Genomic DNA, 16,831 nt, shown 5'->3' with positions numbered 1-16,831 from the left:
TGTTTGCTTCTTCTCCTTTTTTATTTGCAATGTTAAAATGATTCGTACTTTATTCAACTCTGAAGCCTCTGATTCTTTTGATGGGTTGACTTTTACTGTCTTTATTGAGGTAAACATGAGCAGGTCCATCTTCCATTAAAGGTTTACCGTTTGCAGAGAAACCTAATATAATGTTCTTTGCTTCTTCAATTGGCAGGGAGTATTCTTGATCGGCGGACTCAATGATGACAACTGTAGCATCATTGAAAGGTTCGGCATTGTTTAAGAAGGGTTGGAAGCGAATTCCGAAGCTTCCGGTAGTCAGTTCTTCTTTAATAAATTTTTTCTTGGTTTTATTAGTGGTCGGAAGCTGAGCACCTTCAATAATCTCTCTATCCCAATGCTTGGAAATAGATTTTGTGTATTCCTCTAATTCATTAATCTCTGTTTCTTGCTGATCAAAGTATGTATCTAAATCAAGCTTGCGATCGTCAAATATCCAAACAGTAGGATCAAGTGTAATGGGGAACTTGACTTTTCCCTTAATGAGTATAATATTCTCCATTTTTTCCTCCTTCATAGATTCATGCTGTTGTTGATTTATAAGGTGTTTTTCATTGTTAGCTAAATTATACTCTAAAAATAGATGACTGTCATGGATTACCTGCAGATGCTTGCATTTTTGAATTTAAAAGTATAAAATTTAACAGATAGGATAATCGCTTTCAAAACAGGAGGGATCAACTTTGGCTTCTGAAATCACTATTGATCACAAAGAAAAAGCAAATGAATTGTTAAAAGCTGATGCTGATAAAATATTAAGGCTGATTAAAGTACAGATGGAGAATTTAACGATGCCACAATGCCCTCTTTATGAAGATGTTTTGGACACGCAGATGTTTGGTTTATCGCGTGAAATAGACTTTGCGGTTCGACTTGGGCTAATTGATGAAAATGAAGGAAAAAATATTTTGGATGGATTGGAAAAAGAGCTGATTCACTTGCATGAATCATCGATAAGAAAATAAGTACTTTACTCAAACAATGGGATAACTTGTTTGAGTTTTTTTATCCTAAACGATAGGGTTAATGGATTGGAAATGTAGTAAGACTCGAAGGAAATTGACAAAAGGCGACAAAGTTATCAAAAAAATTAAAATTGATTATTGCGTGAGTGCGCTATAACTAGTATGATATAAAAAATACAATTTACTTTCATAAGTAAACATTTTTCTTCTCTCTATAGGCAGGATATTTGATAGTATAGTAGAATAAATAATACAACTTTGAAGATGAGGGAAGAGGTTGGATGTTTAAAAAAATCTTAAAATCATATGATTATTCGTTAATTATTGTTTTGACGATGTTAGTTATTTTCGGGTTAATTATGGTGTACAGTGCCAGCATGGTTTCAGCAGTTCAGCGGTATGAAGTGGAAAGTGATTACTTTTTTCAAAAGCAAAAGCTGAATTTAATCATATCCGGACTAGTATTTATTGTAACGGCATGGATTCCATACAAAATGCTACAGAGTAATAAAATTCTTGTTCCTATGGTTTTTTTGTCCCTCTTCGGCTTAGGTAGTCTTTTTGTTTTCGGTCATGTGGCTGGAAATGCACAAAGTTGGTTTAAAATTGGAGCCTCAAGCCTTCAACCTTCAGAATTTGTCAAATTATGTGTTATTATTTATTTATCTGCTGTATATGCTAAGAAACAGTCATATATCAATGAATTTAATAAGGGAGTTGTTCCTCCTTTAGCCTATTTAGTACTAGTCGTCGTTTTTGTTGCAGTCCAGCCAGATGTTGGAACAGCAGCAATCATTTGCTTAATTGCAGCAACAGTTGTCTTTTCTTCTGGGATGAGCTTTCGTAATATTGGTAAGCTTACAGGAATCGGATTATTATTTGCGATTCCATGTCTTTTAATAATGAAGGGAATTCTCTTTTCCGATGTACGTATTGGACGTTTTCTTGCTTTTCAAGATCCATTTCAACATGAGCAGGGAGTAGGGTGGCAGCTGGCAAATTCTTATATGGCTGTTGGCTCCGGCGGACTGAAAGGTTTGGGTCTTGGTCAAAGTATCCAAAAACTTGGTTATTTGCCTGAATCCCATACGGATTTCATCATGGCGGTAATTGCAGAGGAATTGGGGATTTTTGGTGTTGGTTTTGTGATAGTTTGCTTGGGGTATATTGTATTAAGAGGGATATTTATAGGAATCAAATGTAAAGATCCATTTGGAAGCCTATTAGCGATTGGGATTTCCTCGATGGTGGGAATTCAATCCTTTATCAACCTCGGAGGTATTTCAGGAGTTATACCATTAACGGGTGTACCTTTGCCATTTGTAAGCTATGGTGGTTCATCATTATTGCAATTATCTATAGCAATGGGCATACTATTGAATATATCCATGTTTGTGAATTATGAGCAAAATTATAAACAGAAGAATGAACGAACGAAGCCGGAAACAACAAAAAAAATGAATGGACAAGCTTTTTTATTTCGTAAATAGGCGAGGGGATTAATCCCCCCCGCTTTAATATAGGGTTGATTCATAATCTTTCTTAATGTAAACCGGGATAAACAGGGCATATAATTTTTTTCTGTTATCAACGCTGCATTAGTCTATCTTTTATTTTCGAAAGATTCATTAATTAATCCAAAAATTTATCTATGTAAATGAGGTGTTTTATGTGAGCAGACGCATCAATAAAGTGTTAGTTGCGAACAGAGGGGAAATTGCCATCCGCGTCTTTAGGGCGTGTACTGAATTAAATATTCGCACTGTTGCGATTTATTCGAATGAGGACACTAGTTCTTTACATCGATATAAAGCGGACGAAGCATATTTAGTTGGAGAAGGAAAAAAGCCAATTGATGCATATCTTGATATTGAAGGTATCATTGAAATCGCAAAGAATAGTGACGCAGATGCCATCCATCCTGGATATGGTTTCTTGTCTGAAAATATTCATTTTGCAAGAAGATGTGAAGAAGAAGGTATTATTTTTATCGGTCCAAAATCTGAGCATTTAGATATGTTCGGTGACAAGGTGAAAGCAAGGGAGCAAGCAATTAAAGCAAATATTCCTGTCATACCTGGTTCTGATGGTCCCGTTAATAGCTTAGAAGAAGTGAAAAGCTTTGGAGAAAAGCATGGCTTTCCAATTATCATTAAAGCTTCGTTAGGCGGCGGCGGTCGTGGAATGAGGATTGTCAACGGTATCGAGGAAGTGGAAGAAGCTTATAGTCGTGCCAAATCAGAAGCAAAAGCTGCTTTTGGAAATGATGAAGTGTATGTTGAGAAATATGTTAATCGTCCAAAGCATATTGAAGTGCAAATTTTTGGAGATTCAGCAGGGAATATTGTTCATCTATATGAAAGAGACTGTTCTATTCAACGCCGTCATCAGAAAGTGGTTGAAGTTGCGCCAAGTGTTTCTCTTTCAAATGAACTTCGTCAAGATATATGCGATGCAGCTGTCAGCTTAATGAAAAATGTGAATTATTTAAACGCAGGTACGGTAGAGTTTTTAGTTTCTGGGGATAATTTCTATTTTATTGAGGTAAACCCTCGCGTTCAAGTAGAACATACTATTACAGAAATGATTACTGGTATTGATATTGTTCAAACACAAATCCTTGTTGCAGAAGGCTATGAACTTTTTGGAGAAAAGATCGGCATGCCTCAGCAGGAGGATATTATAACACATGGTTTTGCTATCCAATCACGTGTTACAACGGAAGATCCATTAAATAATTTTATGCCGGATGCAGGCAAGATTATGGCTTATCGTTCTGGCGGCGGATTTGGGGTACGGTTAGATGCCGGTAATGCTTACCAAGGCTCAGTTATTACACCGTTCTATGATTCATTGCTTGTGAAGGTAACCACACATGCACATACATTTGAACAAGCTGCATCAAAGATGATTCGAAATTTACATGAATTCCGTATTCGCGGTATTAAAACAAATATTCCGTTTTTAATAAACGTGGTAAAGCATGAAAAGTTCATAAATGGAGATTACGACACATCATTTATTGATGAAACTCCAGAATTATTTATTTTCCCAAAAAGAAAAGACCGTGGAACAAAATTGCTTAATTATATTGGAACGGTTACTATTAATGGCTTCCCAGGAGTTGAGAAAAAGAAAAGACCTGTGTTTGAAAAGCCAAGAGTACCAAAAATTCCTCATAGCCTGGAGCTTCAAAATGGTACAAAACAAATTTTGGATGAACAGGGTGCTGACGGACTTGTTAAATGGGTAAAGGATCGAAAAGAAGTATTACTGACTGATACGACATTCCGTGATGCTCACCAGTCATTATTAGCAACAAGGATTCGAACAAATGACTTTACACATATTGCCGAACCAACCGCCAAATTGCTTCCTGAGCTTTTCTCAATGGAAATGTGGGGCGGGGCAACTTTTGATGTAGCCTACCGTTTCTTAAAGGAAGATCCATGGGATCGTTTATTAACGTTAAGAAAACAAATTCCGAATGTTCTGTTCCAAATGCTGTTACGTTCAGCAAATGCAGTAGGGTATAAAAATTACCCTGATAATGTAATTCGTGAATTTGTTGAAAAATCAGCACATGCCGGTGTTGATGTGTTCCGTATCTTTGACAGCTTAAACTGGGTAAAAGGAATGGAAGTAGCTATCGATGCGGTAAGACAATCAGGAAAGATTGCTGAAGCAGCTGTTTGCTATACCGGTGATATTACGGATCCAACAAGAAGCAAGTATGATATAAATTACTACAAGAATATTGCTAGAGAACTTGAAGCTCAAGGTGCACATATATTAGCTATTAAAGATATGGCAGGTTTATTAAAACCAGAAGCGGCTTATCAATTAATCTCTGAATTAAAGGCGACTATTGATATTCCAATTCATTTGCACACACACGATACAAGCGGAAATGGTATTTACACGTATTCACGTGCGATTGACGCGGGCGTTGATATTGTCGATGTGGCTGTCAGTTCTATGGCTGGTTTAACATCACAGCCAAGTGCAAATACACTGTTCTATGCGCTGCAAGGAAACGAGCGTCAGCCAGATGTAAAAGTAGAGTCTTTAGAAAAACTTTCTCATTATTGGGAAGATGTACGAAAGTATTACCAAGATTTTGAATCAGGTATGGTTGCGCCTCATACTGAAGTGTATCAGCACGAAATGCCGGGCGGACAATACAGTAACCTTCAGCAGCAAGCTAAAGGTGTTGGTCTTGGTGAACAGTGGGATGAAGTGAAGAGTATGTATGCCCGTGTAAACCAAATGTTTGGTGATATTGTAAAGGTTACTCCATCATCAAAAGTTGTTGGTGATATGGCCTTATTCATGGTCCAAAACAACTTAACTGAAGAGGATGTACTAGCAAAAGGTGATACAATCGATTTCCCTGATTCTGTAATCGAGTTGTTCATGGGCTACTTAGGACAGCCTCATGGAGGATTCCCGAAAGATCTTCAAAAAGTTATTCTAAAAGGAAAAGAACCAATTACAGTGCGTCCTGGTGAATTGCTCGAACCAGTTGATTTTAAAACATTAAGAGATGAATTATACCATGAGCTTGGAAGAGAAGTAACAAGCCATGATGTCATTGCATATGCTCTTTATCCAAAAGTATTTTTAGAATACGCAAAAACAGTTCAACAATATGGCGACCTTTCTGTTTTAGATACACCAACATTCCTATATGGACTTCGTCTCGGTGAAGAAATTCAAGTAGAAATTGAAACAGGTAAAACGCTTATTGTGAAGCTGGTATCTGTCGGACAACCTCAGGCAGATGGTACGAGAACAGTTTATTTTGAGTTAAACGGTCAATCTCGTGAAGTAGTTGTGAAGGATGACAGCATCAAATCAACCATCCAATCAAAGGTGAAGGCTGATCCGAAAAATCCAAATCACTTGTCAGCAACAATGCCTGGAACAGTAGTAAAAGTCATTGTTGAAAAAGGTGAAAGAGTGGAAAAAGGTGATCATTTAATGATTACTGAAGCGATGAAAATGGAAACCACTGTACAAGCTCCATTCTCAGGAGTTGTGAAAGATATTTATGTTCAAAGTGGAGAAGCTATTCAAACAGGAGATCTTCTTATTGAAATAGCAAAGTAAAGATAAAAAAGAGTTACAGCTAAGCTGTAACTCTTTTCAGGCTGTTGAGAAAGTTTTTCTCAACAGCCTTTTTTGAGTTTAAGTGAGTTCCTACCTGTCAAAACTGCTAGAAAAGGAAAAGCAAGGAGAGATGCAGGATGATGGGAGCCTTAAAGAATCATCGAAATCAAGAAGTAACCGTATCTGTTGAATCATTAGTTCCAGTCGATCATTTTTTGCGTGCTGTAGAAGCGACAATCGATTTTTCATTTATCGAAGAAAAGTTACAACCCTATTATTGTGAGGATAACGGAAGACCCTCCATTCATCCAATTACTCTTTTTAAAATGATGTTTATTGGCTATTTTTATGGCATTCGTTCGGAACGCCAATTAGCGAAGGAAATCGAAACGAACATTGCTTATCGTTGGTTTCTAGGATTTTCATTATCCGATAAAGTTCCTCATCATTCCACGATTAGTTTTAACCGACGTACTCGATTCCTTAACACGACCGTTTTTGAAGACATTTTTAATGAAATTGTTCGTCAAGCCATCGAACACCGAATGGTAGGAGGACGTATTTTAACGTCAGACTCTACTCATGTGAAAGCGAATGCGAATAAAAATAAATTCATTCGAAAAGTCAAAGAAGAGCGTCCAAAGGAGTATTTAGAAGAATTGGAAGCAACTGTCACAGAAGACCGTATTCAACACGGAAAAAAGCTTTAAAGCCAAGAAAGGAAGGCATTGCCAAGCCAAAACAAACAAGAGTAAGTAAAACCGACCCTGAAAGTGGCTTTCTGATGAGGGATGGAAAACCGAAGGGATTTTACTATTTAGATCATCGCACAGTCGATGTCAAATATAACATTGTCACGGATACTTTTATTACGGCTGGAAATGTGGCAGATTCCGAGCCGTATTTGGAACGCCTTCAAATACAAATGGAAAAATTTCAATTTAATGTAGAAGCGACCGCTTTGGACGCTGGTTATTTTAACACCTATATTTGTAAAAAGCTGATCGAACAAAATATTTTTACTGTCATGGGATACCGCCGTTTTGGAAGTTCGAAAAAAAGTCTCCCTAAACGTCAATTTCATTATGTAGAAGAAAAGGATGTATATGCCTGCCCAATGGGATGTATTCTTTCGTATTCTACAACAGATCGTGATGGAAATCGTCACTATAAATCGCAGAAAAGTGATTGTGAAGTTTGTCCTCTTCGTTCAGATTGTATGTCCGCCAAGCAAAAGCAACGTACGATCACGCGACATATCTGGGAAGGGTATAAGGAGATAATACGCCAAAATAAGCGAACAGCTGAAGGGAAACAGCTATATCGAATGCGCTGTTCCAGTATTGAACGGAGTTTTGCCGATGCAAAAGAACTTCATGGATATCGGTATGCCCGGTTTCGAGGGGTGAAGTCTGTCCAAGAACAGGCTTTTATGACCGCTGCCTGTCAAAACATGAAAAAAATAGCCCTCCATCTCACCAAAAAGAGGGGATGGAGAACGATTTCGAAGGATTTTTTCTTGTATCTTAATCATTTTTACTATTTTCTATTAATATAGTTCGAGTTGTAGAGTACCTACGAAGGTTCCTCGACAATCTGAAAAGAGTTACAGCTAAGCTGTAACTCTTTTTTATTTAATTGATAGGAATGATGATTGTGAAGGATCCTTTTCTACAGCTTGTTTATTCTGCATTTGTAAAGCTGTAGAATTATGATTGCTTCTGTATGTCAACAAAATAAAATAACTTAACATCCCAAACAAACAGGTAATGAAAAAGGCATGTGCAAGTGCAATATACAGATTACCCCGTAAGAAAATGATAAAAGCACCTGCTATAACCTGTAAAGAGACTAGGGTAAATGAAATAATCCATCCCCAATACACAATTTTTTCGTGACGATAATGTTTAATAGCTAAAAACAGTAAGTATCCAATCCAAATAAAAATCAACCCTGCTGCAGCACGGTGACTCATTTGAACCCATTCATACATATTGGTTGGCAGCCCAGGCTGATCATTAAGACATAAAGGCCAATCACGGCAAACAAGACTTGCATTCACATGACGTACAAGAGCACCTGTATAGACAACAATAAAACTATAGAGAGTTACACCAATGATATGTTTTTTCATTCGCTTATCTAGAACAAGCTTTTCAGCCTGAAACTTTTTGTCGACTTCAAATATGAGAAGGGTTAAAAGAAATACTGTAGAAAAGGAAACTAATGATATGCCAAAATGGGCTGCCAATATAAAATCAGATTGTCCCCAAATGACGGCTGCCGCTCCTATAAGCCCCTGTAGGACGAGGAAGAGCAATGAAGTTATAACAAGGAACTTTGTTTCTCTAATATGACCGATTGCCCGCCAAGTCATAATCGAAAGAATAATTAGCATAATTCCGACTGAACCTGATACTACGCGATGGGCAAGTTCAATAACTAATTCACTAGTAATTTCAGCTGGTATGAGTTGTCCGTTACATAGAGGCCAAGAACGGCCGCATCCCATTCCAGATTCTGTTTTTGTAACCAATGCTCCACCTAATAGAATAAAGAGCATGCCTATTGTTGTTAATACTGAAAACCACTTGAGAGAACGATACAATTTTTTTCACCTACTTAGAAAATGTTCTTATTATTGCTATAGTAATACATTAATAGATATAATAAAATAAATACACAAAATAATATTACAATTTAAAGCATAGTGAATTATCAGAGAATTATAATAAAAATTACATTTTTCATACATAATTATTACAGTAATTTCCTAAATGGTAAATAAAATGCACTTTTTACTTGTATTAACTATGAAAACAGTTGAAACTTGAGTGATAGTTTGTTAGAAATATAGATAAGAAAGAAAATTAAGAAGATAATATGTTTAGTAAAAATTCAAAATTAAATTTTATTTCCTTCATTATGGCACTAAAATAACAATAAAGGAAATAAAATATTCTTGCAAGACACACTTTTTTCATAATTAATTCAAAAAAAGTTCACAAAAATCGCTAAAAGTGTGATTTAATATACTGAAGAGAGGTATATTGATTTAATATTCAGTTAACAATAGAACAGTTTTAATATTATAGTACATACGAAATTTGCTAATTCATGAGTGATTTTTAAGTAGAAAAGCAGATAGAATAGAAATTTTAATAATAGAAGTTGTAAAACGTAAAAGGAGAGGAAGTAGAATGTCTGGTTCGAGGACCATTACTGAAGCTGTTATCACCAGCGATGGAGATGACGTAAAAGCAAAGATACCAGAGACAACTGCTTGGAAGGACTTTCTTGCATTAATAAAAATTGGTATTGTTAATTCGAATTTAATTACAACTTTTACAGGAATATGGCTTGCACTTACTATTGTTGATAAACGGTTTTTTGATCATTTGGATAGCATCTTTTTTTCCTTGATTGGCTCTGCTCTTATCATGGCGGGTTCTTGTACTCTCAATAACTACATAGATCGTGATATTGACCATTTAATGGAGAGAACGAAAGCAAGACCTACTGTTACAGGGAAAATGAATCCTAAGAAAGTAGCCATAATGGGATTGTTATTTATTATTCTTGGATTAGCATGTCTTCTTTTAACAACCATTTCAGCAGCTGTTATTGGAGTATTAGGCGTATTTAGTTATGTTGTTGTTTATTCTATGTGGTCTAAACGTCAGCATGTATCCAATACGGTAGTTGGAAGTGTATCTGGTGCAGTACCGCCGTTAATTGGCTGGGCCGCAATTGATCCTAATCTTGATATTATGGCTTGGATGTTATTTCTTATTATGTTTGCCTGGCAGCCGCCTCATTTTTATGCTTTAGCAATGAGACGAGTGGAAGAATATCGTTCAGCGAGCATTCCTATGCTCCCAGTTGTAAAGGGATTCAAAAAAACAAAAAGGCATATTTATTTATGGATAAGTGCTTTGTTACCGCTTCCGTTTTTTATGACTGAATTAGGAATTCCATTTGTTGTTCTTGCAACGGTGCTGAATATTGGCTGGATTCTAACAGGAATTTATGCTAATAGGTTTAATGATGATATGAAATGGGCAAAATTAATGTTTGTTTATTCGTTACAGTATTTAACCATTTTGTTTGTTTCTATGGTTATTGTGACATTTATATAAAACGTATAAGACAGTACATCATTTTTCTTTATTGATGACACATATCATGATTTTTAAAAGGGCGTCACTCAGGAAAAGGGGATGAGTGGCGTTTCCTTTAGGGGTTGGTAGGGAATTCTTTCATCCTATGGGAAATTCAGGACAGAAAGAATTTAACCATATTTTTATGGCACTACTTTTTGCAAAGAAATTATTCACGAAAGAGGGGTATGTTTACGCTATGAAGAGGCTAACAAAATGGCGTCTAATTCCGTTGTTGTCGGTGCTGGCGCTTGTTCTCTCAGGTTGTGGTGAACCGTTTATATCAACACTGCAGCCAGCAGGGGAAGTTGCGGAGAAGCAGTATAATTTAATGTTGTTAAGTACTGCAATTATGGTGGGAGTTATTGTTGTCGTTGTCTTAATTTTCTTATTGGTGATTTTAAAGTTTAGACGTAAAGATGACAGGATTCCAAAGCAAGTAGAAGGAAATCATAAGTTAGAAATCATTTGGACTACTATTCCAATTATCCTGCTCTTGATTTTGGCGGTTCCTACAGTTGCTGCAACATTTAATCTTGGAGATGTGGATGAAATGGACAAGAAGGATTCGGATGCACTGGTAGTTAATGTACGTGCGAATCTTTATTGGTGGGAGTTTGAGTATCCAAACGAAAAGATTGTTACGGGACAGGAGCTTGTCGTACCAACAGATGAGAAAGTTTATTTTAACTTAAAAGCTTCTGATGTAAAGCATGCATTCTGGATTCCTGCAGCCGGTGGAAAAATGGACACTAATACAGACAATGTCAATAAGTTTTGGCTAGAGTTTGATAGCAAAAAGGCTGAAGAAGCAAAAAATCTTTTCTACGGAAAATGCGCTGAGCTTTGTGGTCCTTCGCATGCACTGATGGACTTTAAAGTAAAGACGGTTTCTCGTGCAGAATTTGATAATTGGGTAAAGGATATGCAAAGTGTTACAGAACCAAAGCAAGCAACAACTGCTTCAGCTCAGCAAGGTCAAGAAATCTATAACCAAAGCTGTATTGGCTGTCATGCTGTTACACCTGCAAATACAACACCTGAAGCAGCAAGACTTGCACCAAACTTAACGAATTTTGGTGATCGTACAACTATCGCCGGCATCCTAGATTATAATGAAGAAAACCTTAAAAATTGGATAAAGAATCCTGAGAGCATTAAGCCAGGAAACAAAATGACTGGTGCTTATGGTGAGTTAACGGATCAAGAGCTTGATGCATTGACTGAATATTTAATGAGTCTGAAAATTCAGTAATGATTCGAATTAGAATGTGTTAAGGGGAGGTAAAACTGTGAGTAGCTATGCTCAGAAACAAGGGGTCGGAGCCTTTTTATGGGACTATTTAACAACTGTCGACCATAAAAAAATCGCACACCTATATTTTATTGCCGGTGCACTGTTTTTCGTTATCGGTGGTCTAGAAGCTATGATGATTCGTATCCAGCTTATGGAACCAAATAATGATTTTGTCAGTGCTGGATTATTTAATGAAATTATTACCATGCATGGAACAACCATGATATTCCTTGCAGCAACACCATTATTATTTGCCTTTATGAATGCGATTGTACCGCTTCAAATTGGTGCTCGTGATGTTGCGTTTCCATTTATAAACTCATTAGGATTTTGGTTATTTCTTTTTGGCGGTATCTTTTTAAATCTTTCCTGGTTCTTAGGCGGAGCGCCTGATGCCGGTTGGACTTCATACGCATCATTGTCGCTTGAGTCACCAGGCCATGGAATTGATTTTTATACGCTAGGATTACAAATATCTGGTTTTGGTACATTAATGTCAGGGATTAATTTTCTTGTAACAATTATTAATATGAGAGCTCCTGGTATGACATACATGAGGATGCCGCTGTTTACTTGGACTACATTTGTTGCATCAACACTAATTGTGTTTGCTTTCACTCCGCTTGCAGTCGGTTTATTCTTTCTAACATTTGACCGCTTGTTTGGAGCTAATTTCTTTGATGTAGCTGGTGGGGGTAATACGATTATTTATGAACATATTTTCTGGATTTTTGGTCACCCAGAAGTGTACATCTTAATTTTACCTGCTTTTGGAATTTTCTCTGAGATTTTTTCTACCTTCTCAAGAAAACGTCTGTTTGGTTATTCATCAATGGTCTTTGCAACTGTTTTAATTGGATTCTTTGGATTCATGGTATGGGCTCACCATATGTTCACAACTGGTCTTGGTCCAATTGCAAATGCAATTTTTGCTGTTGCAACAATGGCTATTGCGGTTCCAACAGGTATTAAAATCTTTAACTGGCTCTTTACCATGTGGGGCGGCAGTGTTAAATTTACAACACCGATGTTGTATGCTGTTGCGTTTATCCCTTCATTCGTAATGGGCGGTGTAACGGGTGTTATGCAGGCAGTTGCACCACTTGATTACCAGCTGCATGACAGTTACTTTATTGTTGCTCATTTCCACTATGTAATTGTGGGCGGGGTTGTATTAGCATTATTGGCAGGTACACATTTCTATTGGCCAAAAATGTTTGGTACAATGTTAAATGAAAAATTAGGTAAAGTGACATTCTGGTTATTCCTAATAGGTTTCCATTTAACATTCTTTATTCAACATTTTCTTGGTCTAATGGGTATGCCACGCCGTGTATTTACTTTCCTTCCAAATCAAGGGTGGGAAGCTGCTAACTTAATTAGTACAATAGGTGCATTCCTAATGGCAGTGGCAGTAATTATTTTAGTAATTAACGTGATTGTTACAGTGGTTAAGAATGAAAGAGTTGGAAACGACCCTTGGGAAGATGGACGTACATTAGAATGGGCGATTGCTTCACCACCGCCTTATTATAACTTTAAACAAACACCGCTTGTTCGTGGATTGGATCCATATTGGATTGAAAAAATGGAAGGTAAAAAGAATTTAACACCTGCAGAACCGCTTGGAGATATCCATATGCCAAATTCATCTTTTACACCATTTATGATTAGCTTAGGTTTGTTTATCGCTGCATTTGGTGCGATGTATCAATACGACATGAAAAATGACGATGTTTTTGCTAATCCAGGTGCCATTGTGGTATTTATTGTCGGCTTGGTGATTACATTTGGGTCAATGATGTTCCGCTCTGTGAAGGATGACCATGGTTACCATATTCATAAAGAAGAATTAATCGATGACCTGGATAAGGGGGGGAAGGCATAATGCACGCGGAAGAAAAATGGACAGCTGAAACGTGGCCGGCTTCGCCTGAGAGACAAACCCTTGAAGCTAAAAATAAGTTTACTGGTTTCTGGATATTCCTAGGAGGCGAGACAGTACTTTTTGCCACCCTTTTTGCGACGTATCTTGCTTTAAAGGATAAAGTACCAAGTTCAGAGCATATGCTAGCGAAAGATATCTTTGAGATGCCGCTTGTTTTTGCTACAACGATGATTTTATTAACAAGTTCTTTAACAAGTGTGTACGCTATGTACCATATGAAGAATTTTCAGTTTAATAAGATGATGCTTTGGTTAGGTATCACTGTTCTATTAGGCGGCTCCTTCTTAGCTTTAGAAATCTATGAATTTAATCATTACGTACATGAATTTCATCATACGTTTACAAGTAGTGCTTTTGCTTCAGCTTTTTATACATTAACAGGCTTTCATGGTGCTCACGTTGCGTTTGGTCTTGGTTGGATTTTAACGTTAATGATTCGAAATGGCAAACGCGGGTTAGACCTCTATAATGCACCTAAGTTTTATTTAGCAAGTCTTTATTGGCACTTCATTGACGTTGTGTGGGTATTTATCTTCACAGTTGTATATTTAATGGGAATGGTGGGATAATCTGATGAGCAATGAACATCTAAATTCAGTTAACCCTAATGATATTAAGTATCGTCGTAAAAAAAATGCGGAGGAAATGAAGCATCAAGTGATTACATTTGCACTGATGATTTTCCTTACGCTGATTGCTTTTGTTGCTGTTGGTTATGATGGTTTTAGCAGCTGGTTTATAGTACCATTTATTTTATTGCTAGCCGGTGTTCAGGTAGCTTATCAGCTTTATTATTTTATGCATATGAGCCACAAAGGTCATGAGATGCCTGCGATATTTATGTTTAGCGGTGTGTTTGTGGCAATCATTACGGTGATTGCTTTCATGACAATTATTTGGTGGTAAGATAATAAAAGGAAATCAGCCTGGCTGATTTCCTTTTATACATTATAAAACAGTAGGCATTGTTTGAGTATATAATGTTAAAATAGTATAATAAATGTTAATAGTTTGAATCTATGATAATAGTTTGGTGCTAACAATCCTTATAAATGAAAGAGGTGAAAGAATATTGTCTCTAGATATATTTGGTTTTAGGGCTTTATGGAGTCCAATCTTCCTTATTTTTGTGATATTGATTACAGCTAGTTATTTTTTATTGACAACAAAATATACTCATGTCTTTAAAAATAGTAAACCACTTACGCAATCACAGATTATCCTTTTCGGTTTCGCTATGGTATTGATTTACATTGTAAAGGGATCTCCGCTTGATTTAATGGGACATTTAATGTTTTATGCTCATATGATTCAAATGTCAGTATTATTATTTATCATTCCTCCCATTCTGATTCTAGCTGTACCTGTTTGGCTATGGAAGGATATATGGTCAATACCTGTCTTAAAAACAATTATGGCATTTTTCACTAGACCCATTATTGCACTAGTACTTTTTAATGTTACGTTTTCTTTATATCATATCCCTTTTATTTTTGATGTCATCAAAACAACTATGTGGCTTCATGAAGCGTATACAAGTCTATTATTTATGTTAGCTTTCTCTATGTGGTGGCCGCTTGTTAATAAACTAGATAAAAATAGAAGTATTGTTGGCTTAAAAAAGGTTGCTTATATTTTTGCAAGCGGTGCATTGATATTGCCTGCTTGTGCACTGATTATTTTTAATGACAGCCCGATGTATGCTGCTTATTCTGATCCAAAACTATGGGCTCAAGCATTAGCACTTTGTGTACCGCAGGCAACCTTAGCTTCTTTAGATTTAAGCGGTCCAGAAATGTTTACTTCTCTATCGCTGATTCATGATCAGCAGCTTGGCGGTATTTTGATGAAAATTATTCAGGAAATTGTCTATGGTATTGTATTAGCCCGTGTTTTCTTTGATTGGTATCGGAAAGAGCAAGAGGAAACGGAAGCTGAGCAGTTAAAAGCCTATCATCCACAGCCGGTTGAGTAACGAAAATACGTGTACAGCCTCCTATGATTTAATGTGAGGCTTTTTTTATTGTATTAAGTATTTTTCACTTCATAAGCATACAGCAATCTTTCAGCACAACTGAAGCGCGTGAGAAATGTCCATTTCTCGCGGATGAGTCAAAAATTTGACATATAAACATGCTTTGTTATCATAGTCAATTTTAATAAAAACGAAAAAATACAAATGTTTTGTAAAAGAAATCTGATTATTATTGAAAAATAACTCCTGCTCTACTACAATAGTAGATATATACGTAATAGATACATATTAAAAGTCGAGAGGACATAACAATATGGAATACTCACTGCCAATATTGCCGACAATTAGTACATCATTTATTGTACTCAGTGCAATTATGGTTGCAATTGGATGGAGCCTCATAAGAAAGCGGCAAATTGAAGCACATAAAAAAGCCATGTTATGGGCTGCCATTTTTGCAATTGTGTTTTTTATCATTTATGCAAGCAGAACCATTTTTATCGGTAATACAAGTTTTGGGGGACCAGAACACCTTAAGATTTACTATACGATCTTCCTCATTTTTCATATCACATTAGCTACAATTGGTGCTGGTTTAGGAATTGTATCATTGATAACAGGTTTAAAAAATAACCACTCCTTGCATCGTAAAGTAGGTCCAATCACAAGTATTGTTTGGTTTTGTACGGCCATTACAGGCGTTGCTGTTTATTTATTACTTTATGTATTTTATCATGGGGGCGAAACAACTTCCGTAATCAAAGCAATATTAGGTTTTTAACAAATGGCTGCTGTTCATGCGGCCGTTTGTCTATAGAAATAGAAAGACGCATGGTATATGCGTCTTTTATTGGTTTAAATTATGAAGTTTTGTTATTTCTTTGTAAAATGAGCAATTTCAGCCTTAAGCTCTGTTAGCATTTTATCGCATTGAGCTACTAATGACTTAGGGAAACTTTCCCGATCTCCGTATTCAACTCCATGTGGATAATAATGCTTTCCAAGTAAAGGTGTCATTAGTTGAATAAGAGCTTTGCCAGAACCAACATCACCTTCGACCGCGTATCCCTGAATACGTAAATAAAAAACACCTTCTTTTAATTCGAACTTTCGGTCATATGTAACTCTTTCATAATCCCATTGCCCTGCTCGAACTAAACCATATTCAAGCATACAATCGTCAAGGCGGTTTAATTCTGCTTTTATACCCTCGTAACCTTTGTTCTCAAACTTCATATTTTTCCCTCCAAGCGATAGTTAGTCTGATAAGTTTTCTTATTGTTCCTAAAAATCTAATTATATCCAACTTTAATAATAGTTCAAAAACGTATA

General features: G+C 36.4%; 14 protein-coding genes. 11 read left to right on the top strand and 3 right to left on the bottom strand.

Annotated features, from left to right (window positions below):
* Positions 1–49 precede the first annotated feature (49 nt).
* Positions 50–544 (bottom strand): peptidyl-prolyl cis-trans isomerase, encoded by a 495-nt coding sequence (locus F4V44_RS09000; protein ID WP_150439659.1) that lies wholly within the window; start codon positions 542–544, stop codon positions 50–52.
* A 181-nt stretch (positions 545–725) separates the two neighbouring features.
* Between F4V44_RS09000 and F4V44_RS08995 the strand changes: the two genes are divergently transcribed.
* From F4V44_RS08995 to F4V44_RS08980, 4 genes are all read left to right on the top strand, one after another.
* On the top strand, positions 726–1,007 hold the full coding sequence (locus F4V44_RS08995) for a YlaN family protein (protein WP_150439658.1): 282 nt from the start codon (positions 726–728) through the stop codon (positions 1,005–1,007).
* A gap of 281 nt (positions 1,008–1,288) precedes the next feature.
* The gene (locus F4V44_RS08990; RefSeq protein WP_150439657.1) at positions 1,289–2,497 is read left to right on the top strand and encodes an FtsW/RodA/SpoVE family cell cycle protein; all 1,209 of its coding nucleotides are present in this window, start codon (positions 1,289–1,291) and stop codon (positions 2,495–2,497) included.
* Positions 2,498–2,678: 181 nt separating this feature from the next.
* Positions 2,679–6,119: a pyruvate carboxylase gene (pyc, locus tag F4V44_RS08985; RefSeq protein ID WP_150439656.1), complete on the top strand. Its 3,441-nt coding sequence runs from the start codon at positions 2,679–2,681 to the stop codon at positions 6,117–6,119.
* Between the two features lie 137 nt (positions 6,120–6,256).
* A protein-coding gene (locus tag F4V44_RS08980; RefSeq protein ID WP_223881838.1) for an IS1182 family transposase occupies positions 6,257–7,677 on the top strand; the annotation gives its coding sequence in 2 pieces (ribosomal slippage) (positions 6,257–6,824 and positions 6,824–7,677; 1,422 coding nt in all).
* A 72-nt stretch (positions 7,678–7,749) separates the two neighbouring features.
* Here F4V44_RS08980 and F4V44_RS08975 read toward each other — a convergent pair.
* A complete protein-coding gene (locus tag F4V44_RS08975; RefSeq protein ID WP_150439655.1) occupies positions 7,750–8,727 on the bottom strand; it encodes a COX15/CtaA family protein in 978 nt (325 codons plus the stop codon).
* A gap of 592 nt (positions 8,728–9,319) precedes the next feature.
* On the opposite strand from F4V44_RS08975, the gene cyoE reads away from it, so the two are divergent.
* The 7 genes from cyoE (at position 9,320) to F4V44_RS08940 (ending at position 16,280) form a co-directional block, all read left to right on the top strand.
* Positions 9,320–10,258, top strand: a complete 939-nt coding sequence (gene cyoE, locus F4V44_RS08970; protein ID WP_150439654.1) for a heme o synthase — start codon at positions 9,320–9,322, stop codon at positions 10,256–10,258.
* A gap of 220 nt (positions 10,259–10,478) precedes the next feature.
* Positions 10,479–11,534: a cytochrome c oxidase subunit II gene (gene coxB, locus F4V44_RS08965; RefSeq protein WP_150439653.1), complete on the top strand. Its 1,056-nt coding sequence runs from the start codon at positions 10,479–10,481 to the stop codon at positions 11,532–11,534.
* A gap of 37 nt (positions 11,535–11,571) precedes the next feature.
* Positions 11,572–13,464 carry a cytochrome c oxidase subunit I gene (ctaD, locus tag F4V44_RS08960; RefSeq protein ID WP_150439652.1) on the top strand — a complete coding sequence of 631 codons (1,893 nt, stop codon included), beginning with the start codon at positions 11,572–11,574 and terminating at the stop codon, positions 13,462–13,464.
* Positions 13,464–14,093: a cytochrome (ubi)quinol oxidase subunit III gene (locus tag F4V44_RS08955; RefSeq protein WP_150439651.1), complete on the top strand. Its 630-nt coding sequence runs from the start codon at positions 13,464–13,466 to the stop codon at positions 14,091–14,093. Before ctaD ends, F4V44_RS08955 begins: the two co-directional genes overlap by 1 nt.
* 4 nt (positions 14,094–14,097) lie before the next feature.
* On the top strand, positions 14,098–14,430 hold the full coding sequence (gene ctaF, locus F4V44_RS08950; RefSeq protein ID WP_150439650.1) for a cytochrome c oxidase subunit IVB: 333 nt from the start codon (positions 14,098–14,100) through the stop codon (positions 14,428–14,430).
* A gap of 166 nt (positions 14,431–14,596) precedes the next feature.
* The gene (gene ctaG, locus F4V44_RS08945; RefSeq protein WP_150439649.1) at positions 14,597–15,499 is read left to right on the top strand and encodes a cytochrome c oxidase assembly factor CtaG; all 903 of its coding nucleotides are present in this window, start codon (positions 14,597–14,599) and stop codon (positions 15,497–15,499) included.
* Positions 15,500–15,812: 313 nt separating this feature from the next.
* Positions 15,813–16,280 (top strand): DUF420 domain-containing protein, encoded by a 468-nt coding sequence (locus tag F4V44_RS08940; protein ID WP_150439648.1) that lies wholly within the window; start codon positions 15,813–15,815, stop codon positions 16,278–16,280.
* Positions 16,281–16,372: 92 nt separating this feature from the next.
* On the opposite strand, the gene F4V44_RS08935 is transcribed toward F4V44_RS08940, so the two are convergent.
* Complete coding sequence (locus F4V44_RS08935; RefSeq protein WP_150439647.1) at positions 16,373–16,735, bottom strand: YugN family protein; 363 nt, start codon at positions 16,733–16,735, stop codon at positions 16,373–16,375.
* Between the last annotated feature and the right edge of the window lie 96 nt (positions 16,736–16,831).

Source organism: Niallia endozanthoxylica, from assembly GCF_008710145.1.
GTDB lineage: Bacteria > Bacillota > Bacilli > Bacillales > Cytobacillaceae > Bacillus_BD > Bacillus_BD endozanthoxylica.
This window is presented reverse-complemented; position numbering and strand designations above follow the sequence as displayed.

Coding starts and splice junctions, on each gene's coding strand:
- ctaF (WP_150439650.1), top strand. CDS start 14,098: ATGAGCAATGAACATCTAAATTCAGTTAACCCTAATGATATTAAGTAT.
- F4V44_RS09000 (WP_150439659.1), bottom strand. CDS start 544: ATGGAGAATATTATACTCATTAAGGGAAAAGTCAAGTTCCCCATTACA.
- F4V44_RS08955 (WP_150439651.1), top strand. CDS start 13,464: ATGCACGCGGAAGAAAAATGGACAGCTGAAACGTGGCCGGCTTCGCCT.
- coxB (WP_150439653.1), top strand. CDS start 10,479: ATGAAGAGGCTAACAAAATGGCGTCTAATTCCGTTGTTGTCGGTGCTG.
- F4V44_RS08940 (WP_150439648.1), top strand. CDS start 15,813: ATGGAATACTCACTGCCAATATTGCCGACAATTAGTACATCATTTATT.
- F4V44_RS08990 (WP_150439657.1), top strand. CDS start 1,289: ATGTTTAAAAAAATCTTAAAATCATATGATTATTCGTTAATTATTGTT.
- F4V44_RS08935 (WP_150439647.1), bottom strand. CDS start 16,735: ATGAAGTTTGAGAACAAAGGTTACGAGGGTATAAAAGCAGAATTAAAC.
- cyoE (WP_150439654.1), top strand. CDS start 9,320: ATGTCTGGTTCGAGGACCATTACTGAAGCTGTTATCACCAGCGATGGA.